This window comes from Comamonas sp. (genome assembly GCF_036643215.1).
GTDB lineage: Bacteria > Pseudomonadota > Gammaproteobacteria > Burkholderiales > Burkholderiaceae_C > Comamonas.
This window is the reverse complement of record NZ_JAVXSJ010000004.1, coordinates 153,771-172,947: the sequence shown is the minus strand read 5'-3', so window position 1 is coordinate 172,947 and position 19,177 is coordinate 153,771. Positions and strand designations below refer to the sequence as shown.

Annotated in this window: 16 protein-coding genes and 1 pseudogene; 9 read left to right on the top strand and 8 right to left on the bottom strand. The window is 57.1% G+C overall.

The window, feature by feature from the left end; genetic code table 11:
- Window positions 1-43: 43 nt before the first annotated feature.
- Window positions 44-3,085, bottom strand: coding sequence for an excinuclease ABC subunit UvrA (uvrA, locus tag RSF91_RS05105; protein ID WP_332567395.1), 3,042 nt, complete (start codon window positions 3,083-3,085; stop codon window positions 44-46).
- 226 nt (window positions 3,086-3,311) lie between these two features.
- On the opposite strand from uvrA, the gene RSF91_RS05100 reads away from it, so the two are divergent.
- From RSF91_RS05100 to RSF91_RS05075, 6 genes and pseudogenes are all read left to right on the top strand, one after another.
- Window positions 3,312-4,487: an MFS transporter gene (locus RSF91_RS05100; RefSeq protein ID WP_332567431.1), complete on the top strand. Its 1,176-nt coding sequence runs from the start codon at window positions 3,312-3,314 to the stop codon at window positions 4,485-4,487.
- Between the two features lie 121 nt (window positions 4,488-4,608).
- A complete protein-coding gene (gene ssb, locus RSF91_RS05095) occupies window positions 4,609-5,172 on the top strand; it encodes a single-stranded DNA-binding protein (RefSeq protein ID WP_332567394.1) in 564 nt (187 codons plus the stop codon).
- Window positions 5,173-5,485: 313 nt separating this feature from the next.
- On the top strand, window positions 5,486-6,202 hold the full coding sequence (locus RSF91_RS05090; RefSeq protein ID WP_332567393.1) for an FHA domain-containing protein: 717 nt from the start codon (window positions 5,486-5,488) through the stop codon (window positions 6,200-6,202).
- A gap of 178 nt (window positions 6,203-6,380) precedes the next feature.
- On the top strand, window positions 6,381-6,863 hold the full coding sequence (locus RSF91_RS05085) for a pilin (protein ID WP_332567392.1): 483 nt from the start codon (window positions 6,381-6,383) through the stop codon (window positions 6,861-6,863).
- A 26-nt stretch (window positions 6,864-6,889) separates the two neighbouring features.
- The gene (locus RSF91_RS05080) at window positions 6,890-8,593 is read left to right on the top strand and encodes a PglL family O-oligosaccharyltransferase (protein ID WP_332567391.1); all 1,704 of its coding nucleotides are present in this window, start codon (window positions 6,890-6,892) and stop codon (window positions 8,591-8,593) included.
- Window positions 8,594-8,706: 113 nt separating this feature from the next.
- Window positions 8,707-9,633, top strand: a pseudogene (locus tag RSF91_RS05075) (IS5 family transposase).
- 227 nt (window positions 9,634-9,860) lie between these two features.
- Here the strand turns inward: RSF91_RS05075 and moaC are convergent.
- On the bottom strand, window positions 9,861-10,334 hold the full coding sequence (gene moaC, locus RSF91_RS05070; RefSeq protein ID WP_332567390.1) for a cyclic pyranopterin monophosphate synthase MoaC: 474 nt from the start codon (window positions 10,332-10,334) through the stop codon (window positions 9,861-9,863).
- A 200-nt stretch (window positions 10,335-10,534) separates the two neighbouring features.
- Here moaC and RSF91_RS05065 point away from each other — a divergent pair, with 200 nt between their 5' ends.
- Entirely contained in the window at window positions 10,535-12,166 is a 1,632-nt protein-coding gene (locus RSF91_RS05065; RefSeq protein WP_442878805.1) for a M48 family metalloprotease, read from the top strand.
- On the opposite strand, the gene RSF91_RS05060 is transcribed toward RSF91_RS05065, so the two are convergent.
- From RSF91_RS05060 to RSF91_RS05050, 3 genes are all read right to left on the bottom strand, one after another.
- Complete coding sequence (locus RSF91_RS05060; protein WP_099740057.1) at window positions 12,125-12,475, bottom strand: phage holin family protein; 351 nt, start codon at window positions 12,473-12,475, stop codon at window positions 12,125-12,127. The genes RSF91_RS05065 and RSF91_RS05060 overlap by 42 nt on opposite strands.
- A 116-nt stretch (window positions 12,476-12,591) precedes the next feature.
- Window positions 12,592-13,065, bottom strand: coding sequence for a hypothetical protein (locus RSF91_RS05055; protein WP_332567388.1), 474 nt, complete (start codon window positions 13,063-13,065; stop codon window positions 12,592-12,594).
- Window positions 13,066-13,199: 134 nt separating this feature from the next.
- On the bottom strand, window positions 13,200-13,955 hold the full coding sequence (locus tag RSF91_RS05050; RefSeq protein WP_332567387.1) for a TerC family protein: 756 nt from the start codon (window positions 13,953-13,955) through the stop codon (window positions 13,200-13,202).
- A 477-nt stretch (window positions 13,956-14,432) separates the two neighbouring features.
- Here RSF91_RS05050 and RSF91_RS05045 point away from each other — a divergent pair, with 477 nt between their 5' ends.
- Entirely contained in the window at window positions 14,433-14,849 is a 417-nt protein-coding gene (locus tag RSF91_RS05045) for a DUF3717 domain-containing protein (RefSeq protein WP_332567386.1), read from the top strand.
- 103 nt (window positions 14,850-14,952) lie between these two features.
- Here the strand turns inward: RSF91_RS05045 and RSF91_RS05040 are convergent, their stop codons facing one another.
- The 3 genes from RSF91_RS05040 to purB form a co-directional block, all read right to left on the bottom strand.
- Window positions 14,953-15,906, bottom strand: coding sequence for a LemA family protein (locus RSF91_RS05040; protein WP_332567385.1), 954 nt, complete (start codon window positions 15,904-15,906; stop codon window positions 14,953-14,955).
- A gap of 62 nt (window positions 15,907-15,968) precedes the next feature.
- Window positions 15,969-16,529, bottom strand: coding sequence for a YaeQ family protein (locus tag RSF91_RS05035; RefSeq protein ID WP_332567384.1), 561 nt, complete (start codon window positions 16,527-16,529; stop codon window positions 15,969-15,971).
- A gap of 143 nt (window positions 16,530-16,672) precedes the next feature.
- Window positions 16,673-18,052, bottom strand: a complete 1,380-nt coding sequence (purB, locus tag RSF91_RS05030) for an adenylosuccinate lyase (RefSeq protein WP_332567383.1) — start codon at window positions 18,050-18,052, stop codon at window positions 16,673-16,675.
- Window positions 18,053-18,231: 179 nt separating this feature from the next.
- Here purB and RSF91_RS05025 point away from each other — a divergent pair, with 179 nt between their 5' ends.
- Window positions 18,232-18,849: a glutathione S-transferase family protein gene (locus tag RSF91_RS05025; protein ID WP_099739426.1), complete on the top strand. Its 618-nt coding sequence runs from the start codon at window positions 18,232-18,234 to the stop codon at window positions 18,847-18,849.
- Window positions 18,850-19,177 lie beyond the last annotated feature (328 nt).

The window sequence follows — 19,177 nt, the reverse complement described above, 5'->3', positions numbered from 1 at the left end:
CTAGCGCTTGATGTATAAGCGCTAGCAGCCTTTTTCATTCAAATCAGCGTTTCTTGAGATAGGGCTTGAGATAGCGCCCCGTCACGCTGGCGGGGTTGGCCGCCACCTCTTCAGGCGTGCCCACGGCCACGACCTTGCCGCCGCCCGAGCCGCCTTCGGGGCCCATGTCGATCAGCCAGTCTGCGGTCTTGATGACGTCTAGGTTGTGCTCGATGACGACGATGGTGTTACCCGCATCACGCAGCTGGTGCAGCACCTTCAAAAGGAGAGCAATGTCGGCAAAGTGCAGGCCGGTGGTGGGCTCATCAAGGATGTAGAGCGTGCGGCCCGTGTCGCGCTTGCTCAGCTCTTGCGCCAGCTTGACGCGCTGGGCCTCGCCGCCCGACAGCGTGGTCGCGCTCTGACCCAGACGGATATAGGACAGGCCCACATCCAGCAGCGTTTGCAGCTTGCGGGCGATGCTGGGCACGTCTTTGAAGAAGGCGTGCGCGTCTTCTACGGTCATCTCCAGAATCTGCGAGATGTTCTTGCCTTTCCAGAGCACTTCCAGCGTTTCGCGGTTGTAACGCTTGCCGTGGCAGATGTCGCAGGGCACGTAGACATCGGGCAGAAAGTGCATTTCTACCTTCACCACGCCGTCGCCCTGACAGGCTTCGCAGCGACCGCCAGAGACGTTGAAAGAGAAGCGCCCAGGGCCATAACCACGCTCTTTGGCGGTGGTGGTTTCGGTCATCAGCTCACGAATCGGTGTGAACAGGCCGGTGTAGGTAGCGGGGTTGCTGCGCGGTGTGCGGCCAATAGGGGACTGGTCGACGTTGATGACCTTGTCGAAGTAATCAATGCCGATGATGTCGTCATGCGCTGCGGGCTCGGTGCCTGCGCGGTGCACCTGGCGGGCGACTTCGGCATACAGCGTGTCGTTGACCAGCGTGGACTTGCCCGAGCCCGAGACGCCGGTCACGCAAGTCAGCAGGCCCACGGGGAAGTCCACCGTTACGCTCTTCAGGTTGTGGCCGCGTGCGCCTTCTACGCGCAGGGCTTGCAGGTCGCCGACTGCCGCATCTTTGCGGGCACGCTTGTGCGCTGCCGTGGTGGGGAACTGCGATGTGCTCTTGGCCTCTTCCCCATCAGCGGTCTTGCTGACCACGGGCAGCCAGGGCGTGCGGTGCTTGGGCACGGGAATGCTTTGCGTGCCGTTCAGGTAGCGGCCGGTGGGCGATTCGGGGTTGGCCTTGATGTCGTCATACGTGCCCTGCGCCATGATGCGGCCACCGTGCACGCCCGCGCCGGGGCCCATGTCAATGATCTGGTCGGCGGCGCGCATCATGTCTTCGTCGTGCTCGACCACGATCACGCTGTTGCCGATGTCGCGCAGATGCTCCAGCGTGGAGATCAGCTTGTCGTTGTCGCGCTGGTGCAGGCCGATGGAGGGCTCGTCCAGCACATACATCACGCCCGTCAGGCCGGAGCCGATTTGCGATGCCAGACGAATGCGCTGGGCCTCGCCGCCCGAGAGCGTGTCGGCGCTGCGGTCAAGGCTCAGGTAGGACAGGCCCACGTCGTTGAGGAATAGCAGACGCGAGGCAATCTCGCGCACGATCTTGTCGGCAATCTCGGCCTTGGCGCCGGCCATGCTCAGGTGCTTGAACCAGTGCAGGCCATCGGCCAGCGTGGCGTGGCTGACTTCATAGATGGCGCGGGCCTGATCGCCTTCGCCCACGCGCACAAAGCGCGCCTCGCGGCGCAGGCGTGTGCCTTCGCAGGCTGGGCATTTGCGGATGGTGCGCATCTTGGCCAGATCGTCGCGCACCACGGTGGATTCGGTTTCGCGAAAGCGGCGCTTGATGTTGGGGATGATGCCTTCGAAGGGGTGACTCTTGATAAAGGCCTGGCCTTTGCGTTCGCCGCTCTCAAAAACATAGTTGAAGGCCATGGCTTCGTCGCCCGAACCCCAGAGGATGACGTGGCGCACGTTCTCGGGCAGCTCGTCAAATGGTGTTTCGGTGCTCACGCCGTAGTGCTTGGCCACGCTTTCCAGCATGGAAAAGTAGTAGTTGTTGCGCTTGTCCCAGCCTTTGATGGCACCGCTGGCCAGACTCAGCGTAGGGAAGGGCACGACGCGGTCTGGGTCAAAGTCTTCGCTGTTGCCCAGGCCATCACAGGCCTGACAGGCGCCCATGGGCGAGTTGAAGGAGAACAGGCGTGGCTCCAGCTCGGGCAGGGAGTAGTCGCATAAGGGGCAGGCGAACTTGGCGCTGAACAAATGCTCTTTGCCGTTGTCCATCTCCACCGCCAGAACGCGGCCACCGGCGTCGTTGCCGCCAGCGCGCAGGGCGGCTTCAAAGCTTTCGGCCAGGCGCTGCTTGATGTCTTCGCGGACTTTGACGCGGTCAATCACCACGTCGATGTTGTGGCGCTCGTTCTTTTCCAGCTTGGGCAGAGACTGGGCGTCGTAAATCTGCCCATCCACGCGAAAGCGCACATAGCCCTGTGCCTGCAGCTGCACAAACAGCTCTGCAAATTCGCCCTTCTTCTCGCGCGCCAGCGGGCCGAGGATCATGAGCTTGGTGTCTTCGGGCAGCTGCAGCACGCTGTCCACCATCTGGCTGATGGTCTGGGATTGCAGCGGCAGGTTGTGGTCGGGGCAAAACGGCGTGCCGGCGCGGGCAAACAGCAGGCGCAGGTAGTCGTTGATCTCGGTGACCGTGCCCACGGTGGAGCGCGGGTTGTGGCTGGTGGCCTTTTGCTCGATGGAGATGGCGGGCGACAGGCCTTCGATCAGATCGACATCGGGCTTATCAAGCCGGCCCAGAAACTGGCGCGCATAGGCCGAGAGGCTTTCCACATAGCGACGCTGGCCTTCTGCATACAAGGTGTCAAAGGCCAGACTAGACTTGCCCGAACCCGACAGACCCGTAATCACCACCAGCTGGTTGCGGGGGATGTCGAGGTCAATGTTCTTGAGGTTGTGCGTGCGTGCGCCGCGAATGGCGATACGTGTCTGCGCGAGCGAGCGGCCCAGGTACAGGCTGTCGTCGGTTTCGACGGTCTTGTGAGCAGGGGACGAATCAGGCTTCAGGGACACGGGCGCTCCAGGCGGGGAAAACTCTCCATGATAGTCAGACGAGCCTGCTCGTGACTAGAGGATTCAGGTTCACGGACAATCTACAGTTCTATTTCTTCTCTTTTGCTCAGCAGTGATTTAGTTAACGTGGGCATAAGACTCCGACTCTTGGCAAAATTTGAGCGTGAAAAAAATCAATACATCCCCTAGTGCGGGCACGCAGGGCGCGGAAAAATCCTCTACCACCATGACTTCTCTGGAGCGTCGCTCAAGCGGCGCGCTGGCGCTGATCTTTGCGTTGCGCATGCTGGGTCTGTTTCTGGTTCTGCCCGTCTTCATGCTGGAAGCGCGTAAATACCCCGGCGGCGATGACCCGGCCATGATCGGCTTGGCCATGGGCCTGTATGGGCTGACGCAGGCCCTGTTTCAGCTGCCCATCGGCCTGGCGTCAGACCGCTTTGGCCGCAAGCGCGTCATCGTGGCCGGTCTGCTGGTGTTTGCCGCGGGCAGCTTGATGGCCGCCATGGCCGATTCGCTCACCGGGCTGATGGCCGGTCGCGCCATTCAGGGCGCAGGTGCCGTGTCCGCTGCAGTGACTGCGCTGCTGGCTGACCTGACCCGCGATGGCGTGCGCACCAAGGCCATGGCCATGGTGGGCGGCAGCATCGGGCTGATGTTTGCGCTGGCGCTGGTGCTGGCCCCGCTGCTGAATGCATGGATTGGGCTGTCGGGCATTTTTGGCCTGACTTGCGCACTGGCCATGGCTGGAGTTGCTGTGGTGCTGTGGGTGGTGCCGCCCGAGCCTGAACAGCATGCCAATGCGCCCAAGCGCAAGTTCAGCGACTTGCTAGCCCACCGTGACCTGCTGCGCCTGAACTTTGGCGTGTTCATCCTGCACACCGTGCAGATGTCCATGTGGGTGGCCGTGCCCACCATGCTTGTGCAGTCCGGGTTGGTCAAGGAGCAGCACTGGCATATCTATCTGCCAGCGGTGCTGCTGTCTTTTGTGGCCATGGGCATGCTGTTCTCCATGGAGCGCAAGGGCAAGCTGCGCAAGGCTTTGTTGGGTGCCATCGGTCTGGTGCTGCTGGTGCAGATTGGGCTGGGCATGCTGGCCGCCAGTGGCACCATACCCACCATCTGGTGCATGGCGCTGCTGATGTTCCTGTTCTTCTGCGGCTTTAACGCATTGGAGGCGACCCAGCCCAGCCTGGTGTCGCGCATGGCGCCTGCGCCGCTGCGTGGTGCAGCTCTGGGGGCTTACAACACGCTGCAGTCGCTGGGCTTGTTTGCTGGCGGCGCCATTGGCGGTGCCGTGGCCAAATGGGCGGGTGTACCGGGGCTGTTTGTCATGACTGCCGTGCTCACGCTGCTGTGGCTGGTGGTCAGCCTTCCGCTGCGCCCCGTGGGCCGCCATGGCTGACAGGCGTGACGGGCATAGGGTAATCCCGTGCTCGGCATACTCCGCTTGGGGCAAAATGCGCACTCCATTGGCTCGGGACTCATCATCAATCGCCCGAGCCACTTTTTGAAAAGGCAAATTTATGGCATCCGTCAATAAAGTCATCATCGTCGGTAATCTGGGCCGCGACCCTGAAATGCGCAGCTTTCCCAGCGGCGACCAAGTGGCCAACGTCACCATCGCCACGACAGACCGCTGGCGCGACAAGAACACCGGCGAAAACCGCGAAGCCACAGAATGGCACCGTGTGACCTTCAACGGCCGCCTGGCTGAAATCGCCGGTCAATACCTGCGCAAGGGCAGCCAAGTCTATGTAGAAGGCAGCCTGCGTACCCGCAAGTGGACCGACCAAGCCACCGGCCAGGAACGCTACGCCACAGAAATCCGCGCTGACACCATGCAGATGCTGAGCAGCCGCCAGGGCGGTGGCCAGCCACAAGGTCAAGGCGGCTACGGCAATGACGACGGCTATGGCGAAAGCAGCTACGAAGCTCCCCGCCGCGCGGCACCTGCCCCTGCACCCATGCAGCAGCAACGCCCCGCTCCGGCACCCATGCAACAGCGCCCAGCGCCCGCCCCCATGGCCCCCCCTCCTCAGCGCGCAGCGTCGGGTTTTGACGACATGGATGACGATATCCCGTTTTAAGCTGCTTCAGCACTGGCTGAATCACTGACAAACAAGGCCCGCTATTCGTAAGAACGCGGGCCTTGTTGTATCTAACTGCTTGAAGCTGTCAATGCATGGCAGGAAAACCGGCACGTTTTCTGCTTACAGAAGCCCCGTTGAGAAAATCAATCAGAACCCCCGATCCCATCTAATTCGTGCAATAAGATGTGACATGCGATAGCGTTTCACCAGCGTTACGATTGGTGACTTTGTGCGCAATCGCACGTACAGTGTGAACGGTCCCAGCCAGTGCAGCCAAGTAGAACTTGGCGTTTCCTCAGGAGCTTCGAGCATGCCAACTTTGGTCATCTCAATCGATGGTGCTGTTATCAAGGAAGTGCAGCTCACTAAGGAGCGCACGACCTTGGGTCGTCGTCCCTACAACGACATCGTGATCGAAAATCTGGCCGTCAGCGGCGAGCATGCCGTGATCATTCTCGCTGACGGCAAAGTCAGCATCGAAGACCTGCGCAGCACCAATGGCACTTATGTCAATGGCCGGGCCATCCAGAAGCAGCCATTGCTCAATGGCGACCTGCTGGACATCGGCCGCTACAAAATTCGCTTTCTTGACACTGTGATTGCCGACCCAGATGTACCCGCTGCTGCGGCCATCAAGAAAGTACTGGCTCATATTTCTGAAGAAGCTGATAGCGACTACGCCAAACTGGCCACGCCCTCAGGCTTTGGTGAGATTTCAAGCTTCGCCTCCACCATTCAGGGCTCTCTCTCCGCACTGCCAGAGCGCCATGCCGTGATTCGCATGCTCAGTGGCAGCTTGCAAGGCAAAGAAGTTCCACTCTTCAAGGTTGTCACCACGCTGGGCAAACCTGGCGTAGCCATCGCCTCCATCACCCAGAAGCCCCACGGCTTTGTGCTGACCCAGCTTGAAGGCGCCAGCGAAGACCTCAAGCTCAATGGGCAAGTGGTGGGCCCGCTCTCTGTGCCGCTGCTCAATGGCGATACGGTGGACTTGGCAGGCAGCTCTATGCGCTTTGTCGTGGAGTGAAAATCTCTGACATTTGGGCTGACAAATTTGTCATCTTTGCGGTCAGAGGCGCCAAAAATGTTCCCCGGTTTTCGTTGAATGTAGCCAAACGTGTCAAATTTTGGTTGCTTGCAACTAGCGTAAAAGTTGGCACGGTGATTGCTTAATTAAAAGTACTTCACCAACCTAGGAGTTTTTCATGAAGCGCTCTATTCAAAAGGGTTTTACCCTGATCGAACTGATGATCGTTGTGGCGATTATCGGTATTCTGGCTGCCGTGGCTCTGCCTGCTTATCAGGACTACACAAAGAAAGCAAAAATGGCTGAAGTGATTCTGGCTGCATCAGGTTGCCGCACGAACATCACTGAAGTTTTTCAAAGTGGTTCGGCTTCGAACGCTCCGGCCGCTAATGGTTGGGGTTGTGAAAGCGCCTCTTCCACCAGCAAATATGTCGCGTCTGTTTCCACTGATACCAATGGACGCGTTAGCGTCCTTCCCCAAGGTTTTGGTGATTCCAATATCGATGCTGTAGCTGTAGTACTTGAGCCACGTAATGCGGCAGGTACAGCGTTGGCTCCTTCAGATATGCCCACTCAAGTAAATCAATGGGCATGCGGTACTTTGAAGGCTAACACTGGCTTGCTTAAATTCCTGCCAGGATCATGCAAGACATCGTTCTAATTTTTAAATAATAAAAAAAGCGTGCTTTGCACGCTTTTTTTATTGAGATTTTACAAATGATATATTTTATAGGGGTAACTGCACTTGGGTGGCTTATTCCGAATCATTATTATCCATGGACATCTGCTTGGGGTGATGGGGTAGCAATTTTTGGAATTTTATTTGCTTTGTTTGGAATTAGTGTAAATAGGAATCATGATTTTTATATCTCGTTGAAATTAATTGTTTTTTTTATTTTGTGCTTTTTCATGATCGTTGCTCAATTTTTGTTTGGGAAAATTGTGTATTTCGGTGACGCTTGGATGAGTGCTTTTTATATATTTATATGGCTATCTGCGGTTTTTGTGGGAAATTATATTGCATATCCTATATTTAATAAAAGTGAAGTAATTGATTACGTACTATCAACTTGGATAATTTCTGCAATATTTTCTGTTGGTGTTGCGTTGGTGCAATGGACGGGTGTTTATAGCCTTGGAATTTATGGCGTAGAAATGCCATTTGGCGGAAGGCCATATGCAAACTTGGCTCAGCCAAATAATCTTTGTACATTGTGTTTTGTTGGTTTGTGTAGTCTTTTTTGGATGCATCAAAAAAATGTAGTCAAAGGAGTTTTTTTTTGGATAGGAATCATTTTTTTAATTTTTGGAATGGTGATGACACAGTCGCGTACAGGCTGGTTGCAGATAACTTTACTGGTTGTTTTTGGGTGGGGGGTGCGAGGTAAGGTAGCCTTGAAAATAAGCCGTTTTCAGCTATCGGTAATTGGAGTTGGTTTTTTATTGCTTACCATAGTATGGCCTAACCTATGCGATGCATTGTTTCTATCAACAGGGAGATCGCTTGAGGAGCAAGTAAAACCAGGATCACGCTTGTCGTACTGGTGGTCAATGCTGGATGCTATTAGCCGTGAGCCATTATGGGGCTATGGTTGGAATCAAATTGGTATGGCGCAGCAGCGAGTGGCATTAGATTATCCTGTTGCGGGAGAGTTTTTCGAGCATTCTCATAATTTATTTCTTGATTTTATTTTGTGGAATGGAGTTCTTGTTGGGGGAGGACTCGTTCTAATTTTGATTTCGTGGTTTTTAAAGCATATTTGGATCTGCAAAAACCCAGGCGTCATATGGATGTTAATTTCTCTATGTGGAATATTTGTACATGGAATGCTTGAGTATCCTTTGGAGTATGCTTATTTTTTGATTCCAGCTGGTATTATTATGGGTATAGCTGATGGATTGTCGCCAGACGGTAAAGGTGCTTCATTGAAAATTAATTGTCGGATTTTTTTGTTTCTTCCAATTTTTTTAAGCATTGCATTCTTAATAACAGCTAAAGATTATCTTAAATCAGAAGAGAGTTACAGAACTTTACGAGTGGAATCTGCAAGATTGGGGGTGGATGGAGTAAGTCAAGCTATACCAAATTTAAATGTTCTTACTCAGTTGGATGCATTTTTGAAATTTATTCATACAGAAGCCACTCCGGAAATGACTGAAAATCAATTAAAAAATATAAAAGAGGTATCCGAAAGATTTGGTTATCCACCTGTTCTTTTTCGCTATGCATTAGCATCTGGAATTAATGGGGACTCATCAGCTGCCAAAGATACATTAAACAAAATTTGTCATATTCACGGAAATTTACGCTGTGCAGAAGCACGTGAGAATTGGATTATTCTTCAGTCGAAATATAAAGAATTAATAGATGTGGAATTTCCGAATTATTGAGGTGATTTTTTAATAATTGCTGGTGCGGGATGATTGCGAACGTTCTTGGACGTTGTTGCACTACAGGGGCGTTGTTGCACAAATCGACGCTGCGCAAGCGGTAGGCTAGCTGCATGAGTCAGCCACGTAATCCACGCTACCGCACGACCAACTGGAAACAATACAACGCAGCCCTTAGAGCCCGTGGTTCGTTGACGGTTTGGCTGGATAAGCGCATGGCTTGGTTTGCCGCAGCCAGCGGCAAACGCGGGCGTAGCCCGAAGTTCTCGGATGCAGCCATCCAATTTTGTTTGACGCTCAAGAACCTGTTTGGCCTAGCGCTCAGGCAAACCACGGGATTGGTGCAATCGATGCTGCAACTGAGTGGGCTTGCATGGTCGGTGCCTGACTTCAGTACCCTGTGCCGACGGCAACTCGATCTGAATGTTCAAGTGCCCTACACACGCAGCCAAGCGGGGCTGCACTTGCTGGTGGACTCCACAGGCATCAAGTTCTTGGGGGAAGGTGAGTGGAAATGCAAAAAGCATGGATCTGAGCACCGTCGTCAATGGCGCAAACTGCACATTGGCATAGATGCCCAGACCTTACAGATTCGGGCGATCGCTGTGACGTCCAACAATGTGAGCGATGCATCAGTGATCCCTGATTTACTTGCACAGCTACCTGCAGATGAGGTGCTCAAGAGCATGGCAGGTGATGGGGCCTACGACACGCAGCCGGTCCATGAGGCTGTGATTCGCCGTGGTGCGATCCCGATTATTCCGCCACGCAAGAATGCTCGAATGCGCAAAGGCTCTGCCTTTGTGCATCGCAACGCGGCAATAGCTGCATGCAGGCGGTTTGGGCGAAAGATATGGAAAGTCTGGAGCGGCTACCACCGCAGAAGTTTGGTGGAAACCAAGGTGAACTGCATCAAGCGCCTGGGCGAGCGTGTGATGTCCTGAACCTTTGAACGCCAAGTGAATGAGCTGCATATCCGGGCAGCCATACTGAATCGATTTACTGAACTGGGCCGCCCTCAGACGGTGGCCGTGGCATAGCCACGGCTGGGGTTGGGGTGGTTCGCCTCAAACTGGAGTTATGCAACAGCGCCGGCTGCCCGCAAACGGTCACTGTGGCATAGCTGCGTCTGGGGTCAGGGGAATCTAACCTCGACCGGATTTATGCAACAGCGCCAATCTCCATCGGAAATTCAAGTCAAATCAGCCGCTAGCACAATCCTAGAAAACGTAAGAAGCTATCAAAATTGCTCAGCATGCTGCAAGCTTCAAACCGTCCAACTCCCAGACTTCCCCCCATGCTTCTCTAGCACCCGAATCCCCCCCATCACCATCCCCGTGTCCACAGCCTTGCACATATCGTAAATAGTCAATAGGCCGATCTGCACGGCGGTCAGGGCTTCCATCTCTACGCCGGTCTGGCCTGTCAGCTCAACGGTAGCGGTACAGCGGATGGAGCTGGATTCGGGCTCCAGCGCAAACTCCACGGCCACGCGGGTCAGGGCCAGAGGGTGGCACAGGGGGATAAGGTCACTGGTCTTTTTGGCGGCCATGATGGCGGCGATGCGGGCGATGCCCAGCACGTCTCCTTTTTTGGCGGTGCCGTTTTGCACAATGGCCAGCGTCTCGGGCTTCATGGTGATGCGGCCTTCGGCCACAGCCACGCGGTGGGTGGCGGGCTTGGCGCCTACGTCGACCATATGGGCCTGGCCTTGGGCATCGAAGTGGGTGAGAGAGGACATGTGGACTTTCCTGTGAGGGCTGCTCGCAAGGGGCAGCTCAAATATCTGGGGGCGCACACCACGGCATGCGGGCTTTACCCGGCTGTAACAGGCCGTCATGCGGCGGTGCGAATCAATCAGGGCATCATAGTGGGGTGTTGAACGGCCGGCAGTTCAGAACCCTGAATGCTGGCAATGTCGTGATTGCCATGCCAACTTTGATGCAAAAATTGCCTAAATCCCATGTGTTTAAAGCGCTTGCAGCTTCTATTTTGATAGCTGTTCAGTGCGCTGTGCCTGTGATGTCCTCGGCGCAGGCCGCAGGTTTGCCGACGCTGGGCGATGGCGCGTCGTCGCTGACCACGGGTGATGAGCGTCGGTTGGGCGATTCCATCGTCAAGGAGTTGTACCGGGACCCGGACTATCTGGACGACCCGGTGCTGCAGGAGTATGTGGAGGGCATCTGGCTGCATTTGCAGGATTCTGCGCGCAAGAATGGCGAGCTGTCGCCAGAGCTGGAGGAGCGCTTTGCCTGGACGCTGCTGCTGGGCAAGGATAGGCAGGTCAACGCCTTTGCGCTGCCCGGTGGTTATATGGGCGTTTATCTGGGCCTGATTGGCGTGGTGAGTAGCGGGGATGAGCTGGCATCGGTCATCGCGCACGAAACCAGCCACATTACTCAGCGCCATATTGCCCGCATGATGGCGCAGCAGGGCAAGCAGACGCCGCTGATGCTGGCTTCCATGTTGCTGGGCGCTCTGGCGGCCACGCGCAGCCCAGATGCGGCCATGGCCATCATGATGGGCGGGCCGGCCGCCATGATGCAAAACCAGCTGAATTTCTCACGTGCCATGGAAAGCGAGGCGGACCGCATGGGCTACAGCCTGATGTCGCCCGCTGGCTTTGCGCCCCAGGGTTTTGTGAGCATGTTTGGCAAGCTGCAGCAGGCCAGCCGACTGAATGACAACGGCAGCTGGCCTTATCTGCGCAGCCACCCGCTGACGACGCAGCGTATTGCGGACATGGATTCACGCATTTCACCCGGCAAGCGGGCTACTGAACCCGCACCCACTCTGGAGCACGTGATGATGGCCGCGCGGGCTCGCGTGATTTCTAATCCCGGTGCAGAGGTGCGTCGGCAGTGGGCCACTCTGCCGCGCTCTGGCAGCTTTGCGGGATTGCCGCAGGCGGAGCAGGTTACGCAGTTGTATGCCGCCACGCTCAGCGCCATGTATTTGCGCGACTGGGCCATTGCACGCGAGATGGTGCAGCGCCTGCTGACGGCGACAGCGGGCAATGCGCAGGCGAATATTCAGGCCAAGTGGCTGAATGCCGAGCTGGAGTTCAAAGCCGACAATGCGCAGGCTGCGCTGGCCGCCTTGCCTTTGCAGTCCAGCAGAGCACCTCAAGCGGCTCCCAAAGTTGCAGCCAGCGGCAATCTGTCGGGGCCGAGTCTGGCGACCATTGATGTGGTCGAAAGTGTGGCCCCGCGCAGGCCTGAACTGCTGCTCAAGGCGGATATTCTGCTCAAGCTCAATCAGGCTGGCACCATTGCCAGCCCGCTTCAGACCTGGGTGACAGATCATCCGCGTGATGGCGGTGCATGGCAGATGCTGGCCCGCGTGTGGCGCAGTCAGGGGCAGGAGCTGCGTGCGTTGCGCGCAGAGGCCGAGGCGCAGGTGGCGCATTACGACTACGCAGCAGCGGTGGATCGCTTCAAGGCGGCGCAGGATCTGGCCCGCAAGGCAGGGGCCAAGGCCGATTACTTTGACGCGTCCATCATCGACACACGTCTGCGTGCCGTGAATGAATTACTCAGAGAACAACTGAGCGACAAGGCGATCAATAAGTAGGCCCAGCCCCGAGTAGATCAGCGCGCCCAGCATGGCCGCCCAGAAGCTGGTGACGTGAAAGCCGCCCAGCATGCCTGAGGCCATCCAGAACATCAGGCCGTTGACCACCAGCAGGAACAGGCCCACGGTGATGATGGTCACTGGCAGGGTCAGGATGACCAGAATGGGGCGAATGATGGTGTTGAGCAGGCCGATGACCAGCGCAGCAATCATGGCTGAGCCAAAGCTCTGCACCTGCACGCCACTGTAGACATAGGTGAGCCCGAGCAGCGCTGCAGCACAAAGAAGCCATTTGACGAGGATTTTCATGCTGACCAGCATAGCAGCAGGCTGTTTCCGCAACCTGCGCGTGCCCTGAAACGGCATGAAAAAAGCCTTGCGAGGCTTTTGCCACGCAAGGCTTATATATAGAGCGGTTGGCGCTCTTAAATCGAGAGCGAATCGTCGATGACAAAGCCCATCATGGCGGCAATGGCTGCCATGGTGCCAGGCAGATTCCAGCGGTTGCCTGTGGCGCCAGCTTGTGCGCCTTGCTTGACTGGAGCGGCTTGCATCACTTCTTGCTTGGGGCGGCGTGCATCGATGATTTGTGCGGCGCCGTGTTCCTGTTGCAGCTCGGCAACCAGCTCAGTCAGCGGGCCCTTGGCCAGCACAGGAGTGACTTTGCCACCGGCAGTGGCCATCACGGGCATCAGGGCTGTAAACAGCTTGTCTGCCCATTTGCCACGCCAGTTTTCGCGGGCGCGGTGGCTGACCCACTTGCTCACTCGATGGGTCATGCGCGGAGCACAGGCCACCAGCAACCAGTGAGAGGAAGCCGCCTGGCTAGACCCCGCAAGCGCCTCGAGCATTGGCTGGGCGTATGTGGCGTCATCCACGTAAACAATGATGGGGTTCAAAGTGCGTCCTAACTGGAACGAAGGTTGAAAGATGCGGCATATCTGCAGAGAGAGATGCCGACTTGATAAGTTTGTGATTCGTGAAGATGCAGACAGTTCCGCAGAGCTTCACGAATTTTCAGGCATTAGCTGAATTAGTGAGCAGCAGGTGCTGGGCGGCGGCTGGCAATGAACTTGCCCAGAGCCAGCACCAGCAGAGCGCCGCCGATGTGAGCGGACCAGTACAAGGTTCTGGAGATATCAGCCAGGCCTTGTGCGTCAGTCGTGCCCAGCTTGGGCATCCACAGCCACTTTTCAGTGTTCACGAAGACAGGGTCGGTCACAAACATGCCGCCAGCAATCCAGCCCAGCAGCATGCCGCCGGCCACGATGATCATGGGGAAGCGCTCCATCAGCGTGATAACCAGCTGCGAGCCCCAGACGATGATTGGCACCGAGATCAGCAGACCCAGAACGATCAGCAGCATCTGGTGTTCGCCCGAGCTTTGTGCGGCGCCAGCAATGGCGATCACGTTGTCAACGGACATGACCAGGTCGGCAACGATGATGGTCTTGATGGCGGCAAACAGACGGTCGCTGCCTTCGATGTTGTCGTGACCTTCGTCATCAGGAGCAATCAGCTTGATGCCGATCCAGATCAGCAGGATGGCACCCACAACCTTCAAGAACGGCAGGGCCAGCAGCACCATGGCAAAGGCGATCAGGATGATTCGCAGCACGATGGCACCTGCGGTGCCGTAGATGATGCCCTTGCGGCGTTGTTCGGGAGGCAGCTTGCGGCAGGCCAGAGCGATAACGACTGCGTTATCGCCGCCCAGCAAGATGTCGATGATGATGATCTGGCCCAGCGCGATCCAGAAGGGCGTGTGGGTTAGAAAGTCCAAGTCCATGTGTTGTTTTCCTCGTTGTCCAATGTATCGGAGCTAGTGTGGAGTGAACGCCCCCACTTGCCACCGCTGCCAATTGACCGTTGCGACGTAAGTCAAGGAGCTATCCGGGCGAGGAAAAACCTGGCTCGGGGAGTCACTTTGATCGACCGTCACGGGTCCATCAAAGGTCTTGCTCAACTGCAGCATGACTGCAATCCGAATGGCCGGAAGCGTGAAGCTTCGTATTGACGACCAGTTCGCTGTCAGCACCCTATTGCGGTTCTGACTGAGCTACTCCCCTTCGAAGCATGGGATTTCAACACAGCACGCAGGTGAAGGCAAGCCTCAAAACCCAGGTAGTTCACAGGTTTTATAAATTGAAGGGCTTTCGCAGCCATTGCTGCAGGCCACTTACTTGCTATCGCAACAGGAGCAACCTTGCCGGGGCAAGCCATGGGGCAGCGGCTTATGATTCCTGCGTCCAAGCGTTTTCCCTCCATGACTGCCATTCACATTACTGACATCGAAGCTGCCATCAACTACTGGCGAGGTCGCGCCCCATCACCCGATGGCGTGCTGCTGGCGCCAGAGGTGCGTGCGCTGGCCGAGGTGTATGCGCTGATGATTCATGCACGCGAGCATGAGGTGGCTGTGGAAGGCTTTCCGACCTATGCCATGGCGGCCTGGCTGGTCTGGTTTGACACCATGCCCGATACGCCTTGTATTGCCATCTGCTCCACCAGTCAGGGCGATGAAAAATGCAAGGGCTGCGGCCGCAGCTTTGATGAGGTGCAACTGTGGACGGCCATGGAGCCCGCCGAGAAGCGGGTGGTGTGGCGACGCATCACTCTGGAAGCTGATTCATGGCGTTTTAACCGCTATGCCGAGCGCGCCGCCGAGCGAAAGTCCCGTTAAAGCGAATCACACGCCCCAGCCCACCTGAGGTGGGCGTTGGCGGGCTATGCAGCAGGGGCAACCAGGCGGCGTAACGGCGTATCAATAGCCGTGTTCTTGGCTTTTATTGAGGCTGAGGGCTGGATGTGCGGGCCAGCCAGTCCTGCGCGGGCTGCCATTGCTGGCTGCCTGCGGGTGCAACCTGTGTGCTGTCTGCGTTAAGGCTGCCGTCGGTCAGCAGTTGCTCAAGCTGGGCCTGATCTACTGGGCCTTGGGGAACCCCGCCGGATTGAACATAGAAAAACTGTGGCGGTGTCTGTTGCAGGACCTGGATGGGGGCAGCGGCCGTAATGGACTCACCCACTTCCACTGCTGGGTCTGTGGATTGTGCCACGGATTGGAGGCGCTCTTGCAGCACGCGTCCCGCCTGTACCGTGCCAGCGGCCAGTGCGCGTGAGCTGTCGGCCAGCTTGTTGCCCGCACCTTGCAGCAGTTGCTGCAGGCGCTCGGTATCACCCGTTTTGAATTCGCGCAGTGTGTTGACCTGGGCGACGCCGGAGTGGTCGAACTCCAGATAGGGCGCTTCGCTGAAGCCCATGAGGCCCGCGACAAACACGGTGGGAACGCTGGCGCGAGCGGTGTTGTAGTCGCGCACGGATGCGTTATAGCGCTCGCGGGCATCGAGAATGGCTTGCTCGCTGCTCTGAATACTGGCGGCGAGATTGTTGTATTGGTCGTTGGTGCGCAACTCTGGAAACCGCTGGGCCAGACCCTGGATGCTGGAGAGCACCTGCCCCGCCTGAGACCATGCCTGGCTCAGTCCCTGGGTGTTGTCGCCCGAGATTTTCAAGTGGGTGAACTGCTCGAAGTCCTGGTAGTTTTTGACCAGGTCAATCAGCTGGTTGATCAGCGAGAGTTTGCGGCTGACGGCCACTTCCGTATTGGAAGAGGCTTCGCGCAGGCGCTGGCCCAGAGCCTGCAGGCGGTTATAGGCCTTCAGCGCAACAAAGGCCAGTGCAATGAGAACAAAGAGCGCTATCCAAAACAAACTAGCAAGAAAGCTGAAGAAGCCCGACATGGTTTTCCCTGTGGCAGATGAAGCCGCAGAGCTTAGCGGAGTGCGCTGTTTGTGGCTAGATGTTACTTCCAGCGAACAGGTTCGACGAACACCGTGCCCAGATTGCTGGACAGCGTTAGCTGGCCTTCCTGAATCGTGGCTTGCAGCTGCATGCTGCGCTCGGCCAGAGAGCCTAGTTGCTGGGCGATTTCGGAGTCGATGTAGTGAACTTCTAGCTTGCTCTGGCGAGCTAGTTTGCCTTCCAGGCCTTTCCACCAGATGTGGGCGGCGTGGTTAAACGGGTAGACCAGCATGTGGTCGGACTTGTTGCAGGCCTTGGTGATGGGCTTTTCATCGGGCTGGCCCACTTCGATCCACAGGCGCTTCTGGCCGGTGTAGTCGGTGATGTGCACATCGGGATCGTCCGGGTCGGACAGGCCAATGCCAAAGCCCAGCGTGCCGTCGCCGTTGCACAGGTCTTGTAGCTTCCAGGCGTTGAGCGCCAGGGCGACCAGGCGGACCATCATGCGGTCGTCGGTCTCGCTGGGGTGGCGTGCCAGCGTCATGTTGTGGTCGGCGTAGTAGCCGTGGTCAATGTCGGCAATCGACAGATTGACTTTGAAAATGGTGGACTTGATGGCCATGGCGGTGAGCAGTGCTGCCCGCAGGCAGTCCTTTTAAAACTATCAAAAACAAGAGCTGCCAGCGCCAGTTAATCTTGGCTTTGGCAGCTCTTTAATGCTGAAGCGCTGTTATATCAAGCGCTAGCAGCTATCTTTTTTGCGACTTAGACGCGCTTGGCTAGCTCGGCAGCCTTGCCGATGTAGGAAGCAGGGGTCATGGCCAGCAGGCGATCTTTGTCGGCCTGAGGAATTTCCAGACCGTTGATCAGGCGGTGCAGGTCTTCGGCCTGCACGGTCTTGCCACGGGTCACTTCCTTGAGCTTTTCGTAAGCGCCTTGCACGCCATAGCGGCGCATCACGGTCTGGATGGGCTCGGCCAGCACTTCCCAGGCGTGGTTCAGGTCGTCCTGCAGGCGCTCTTCGTTGAGTTCCAGCTTGTTCAGACCGGTCATCAGCGAGGCGTAGGCCAGCGTGGTGTAACCGAAGGCCACGCCGATGTTGCGCAGCACGGTGGAGTCGGTCAGGTCACGCTGCCAGCGGCTGATCGGCAGCTTTTCTGCCAGGTGCTTGAGCATGGCGTTGGCCATGCCCAGATTGCCTTCGCAGTTCTCGAAGTCGATGGGGTTGACCTTGTGCGGCATGGTCGAAGAACCGATTTCACCAGCCTTCAGGCGCTGCTTGAAGAAGCCCAGGGACACATAGCCCCAGATGTCGCGCGACAGATCGATCAGGATGGTGTTGGTGCGGGCCATGGCATCAAACAGCTCGGCCATGTAGTCATGGGGCTCGATCTGGATGGAATAGGGCTGGAAGTTGATGCCCAGGCCCTTGGGCTCGGCTGCTTCCACCACGTTCTGGCTGAAGCTTTCCCAGTCAAATTCGGGCCAGGCCGACAGGTGGGCGTTGTAGTTGCCCACGGCGCCGTTCATCTTGCCCAGAATCTTCACGCCAGCGATGTTGGCGGCAGCCTTTTGCAGGCGCACGACCACGTTGGCGATTTCCTTGCCCACGGTGGTGGGCGATGCGGTTTGGCCGTGGGTGCGGCTCAGCATGGGCACGTCGGCGTACAAATGGGCCATATCGCGCAGCTTGGCGATGATGCCTTCGACGGCGGGCAGCAGCACGGTGTCACGACCGACGCGGATTTGCAGGGCGTGGCTGGTGTTGTTGATGTCTTCGCTGGTGCAGGCAAAGTGCACGAATTCGGCAGCGGCTTGCAGTTCTGCGCGGCCGTCAAACTTGGCCTTGATCCAGTACTCCACGGCCTTCACGTCGTGGTTGGTGGTCTTTTCGATGGCCTTGATGGCATCGGCATCGGCTTCGGAGAAGTTGGCAACCAGTGCGTGCAGATAGTCACGCGACTCGGCGGACAGGGGTGCGAACTCGGCAAAGCCGGCATCCGACAGGGCGATGAACCAGGTCACCTCCACCTGAACACGGCGGTGCATATAGCCGTATTCGCTCATGATGGGACGCAGTGCAGACAGCTTGGCGGCGTAGCGGCCGTCCAGCGGAGAAATGGCGGTGAGGGAGGACAGGTTCATGGTGGCGCAATTGTAGGTGCGCGGCATCAGTCGCACGCGGTGCTGGGTTGCTCGGCTGCCATGACTGTGATGCTGGTAACAGAGGCTGGAGTCGCCCCGGCGGCACATGGGCTGCGCATAGAATCGACCTCATCACCCGGCCCAGCGGCCGGAACCCTATGTGCCATGGAACAGCTGCTATGAAACTGATCGGCTCCACTACCAGCCCCTATGTGCGCAAAGCTCGCGTTGTGCTGGCTGAAAAGAAGCTCGACTATCAATTTGTCGAAGAGAACCCCTGGGAGGTGGAACTCTCGCCCGGCACCGGCAACCCGCTGGGCAAGGTGCCGCGTCTGGTGATGGAGGGCACGGAGGCCATGTTTGACTCCCGCGTCATCGTCGAATATCTGGACACTCTCTCGCCCGTGGGCAAGCTGATTCCGGGCTCAGGCCGTGAGCGCGCCGAGGTCAAGACCTGGGAAGCGCTGGCCGACGGCATGCTGGACGCCGCCATTCTGATGCGGCTGGAGGCGACCTGGCCCGGTCGCACCGAGGAGCAGCGCAGCCAGGCCTGGATGGACCGCCAGATGGACAAGGTCAAGGCGGCGCTCAAGGTCATGTCTCAGGGATTGGGCGAAAAGCCGTTTTGCTGCGGTGGCACGCATTTGACGCTGGCCGATATCAGCGTCTGCTGCGCTCTGGCCTGGCTGGATTTCCGCTTCCCTGAGCTGGACTGGCGCACTGACCACCCGAATCTGAACACCTTGCTGACCAAGCTGGCAGCGCGGCCCAGTTTTGTGAATACCGTGCCCCACTGAGCGTTGAGCGCACCCAAAGAAAAAGGCCACTTGTCAGTGGCCTTTTTGCTGCGGAATAAAAAAGCTGCGAAGCATCCCGAAACGAATTAAGAGAGGGAGGGAGGAGAAGCGCTCCGGGGATTCTCAATGGGCAGACCCAAGGGCTTCGCAACTGGAAATTGGTGGATGCAGACCTTTTAACTTCATTGCACTTGTCTATCAGATAGAGACACTGTTGCAGAAGTTCCAGCCCTGATGGGTTTCATTTTTGTAACAGTTTGACGCTGACTGTAGGTTTTTCTTGATGAAGTCTGCCAGTGGGCAGAAAAAAAGCACTCACATCCCTCCA

What these genes read in the sequence shown, in the direction of transcription:
- moaC (WP_332567390.1), bottom strand. Translation starts at nt 10,334, where the DNA reads ATGTCCTCTCTCACCCACTTCGATGCCCAAGGCCAGGCCCATATGGTC.
- ssb (WP_332567394.1), top strand. Translation starts at nt 4,609, where the DNA reads ATGGCATCCGTCAATAAAGTCATCATCGTCGGTAATCTGGGCCGCGAC.
- purB (WP_332567383.1), bottom strand. Translation starts at nt 18,052, where the DNA reads ATGAACCTGTCCTCCCTCACCGCCATTTCTCCGCTGGACGGCCGCTAC.
- RSF91_RS05090 (WP_332567393.1), top strand. Translation starts at nt 5,486, where the DNA reads ATGCCAACTTTGGTCATCTCAATCGATGGTGCTGTTATCAAGGAAGTG.
- RSF91_RS05045 (WP_332567386.1), top strand. Translation starts at nt 14,433, where the DNA reads ATGACTGCCATTCACATTACTGACATCGAAGCTGCCATCAACTACTGG.
- RSF91_RS05035 (WP_332567384.1), bottom strand. Translation starts at nt 16,529, where the DNA reads ATGGCCATCAAGTCCACCATTTTCAAAGTCAATCTGTCGATTGCCGAC.
- RSF91_RS05040 (WP_332567385.1), bottom strand. Translation starts at nt 15,906, where the DNA reads ATGTCGGGCTTCTTCAGCTTTCTTGCTAGTTTGTTTTGGATAGCGCTC.
- RSF91_RS05085 (WP_332567392.1), top strand. Translation starts at nt 6,381, where the DNA reads ATGAAGCGCTCTATTCAAAAGGGTTTTACCCTGATCGAACTGATGATC.
- RSF91_RS05050 (WP_332567387.1), bottom strand. Translation starts at nt 13,955, where the DNA reads ATGGACTTGGACTTTCTAACCCACACGCCCTTCTGGATCGCGCTGGGC.
- RSF91_RS05060 (WP_099740057.1), bottom strand. Translation starts at nt 12,475, where the DNA reads ATGAAAATCCTCGTCAAATGGCTTCTTTGTGCTGCAGCGCTGCTCGGG.
- RSF91_RS05100 (WP_332567431.1), top strand. Translation starts at nt 3,312, where the DNA reads ATGACTTCTCTGGAGCGTCGCTCAAGCGGCGCGCTGGCGCTGATCTTT.
- RSF91_RS05025 (WP_099739426.1), top strand. Translation starts at nt 18,232, where the DNA reads ATGAAACTGATCGGCTCCACTACCAGCCCCTATGTGCGCAAAGCTCGC.
- RSF91_RS05065 (WP_442878805.1), top strand. Translation starts at nt 10,535, where the DNA reads ATGCAAAAATTGCCTAAATCCCATGTGTTTAAAGCGCTTGCAGCTTCT.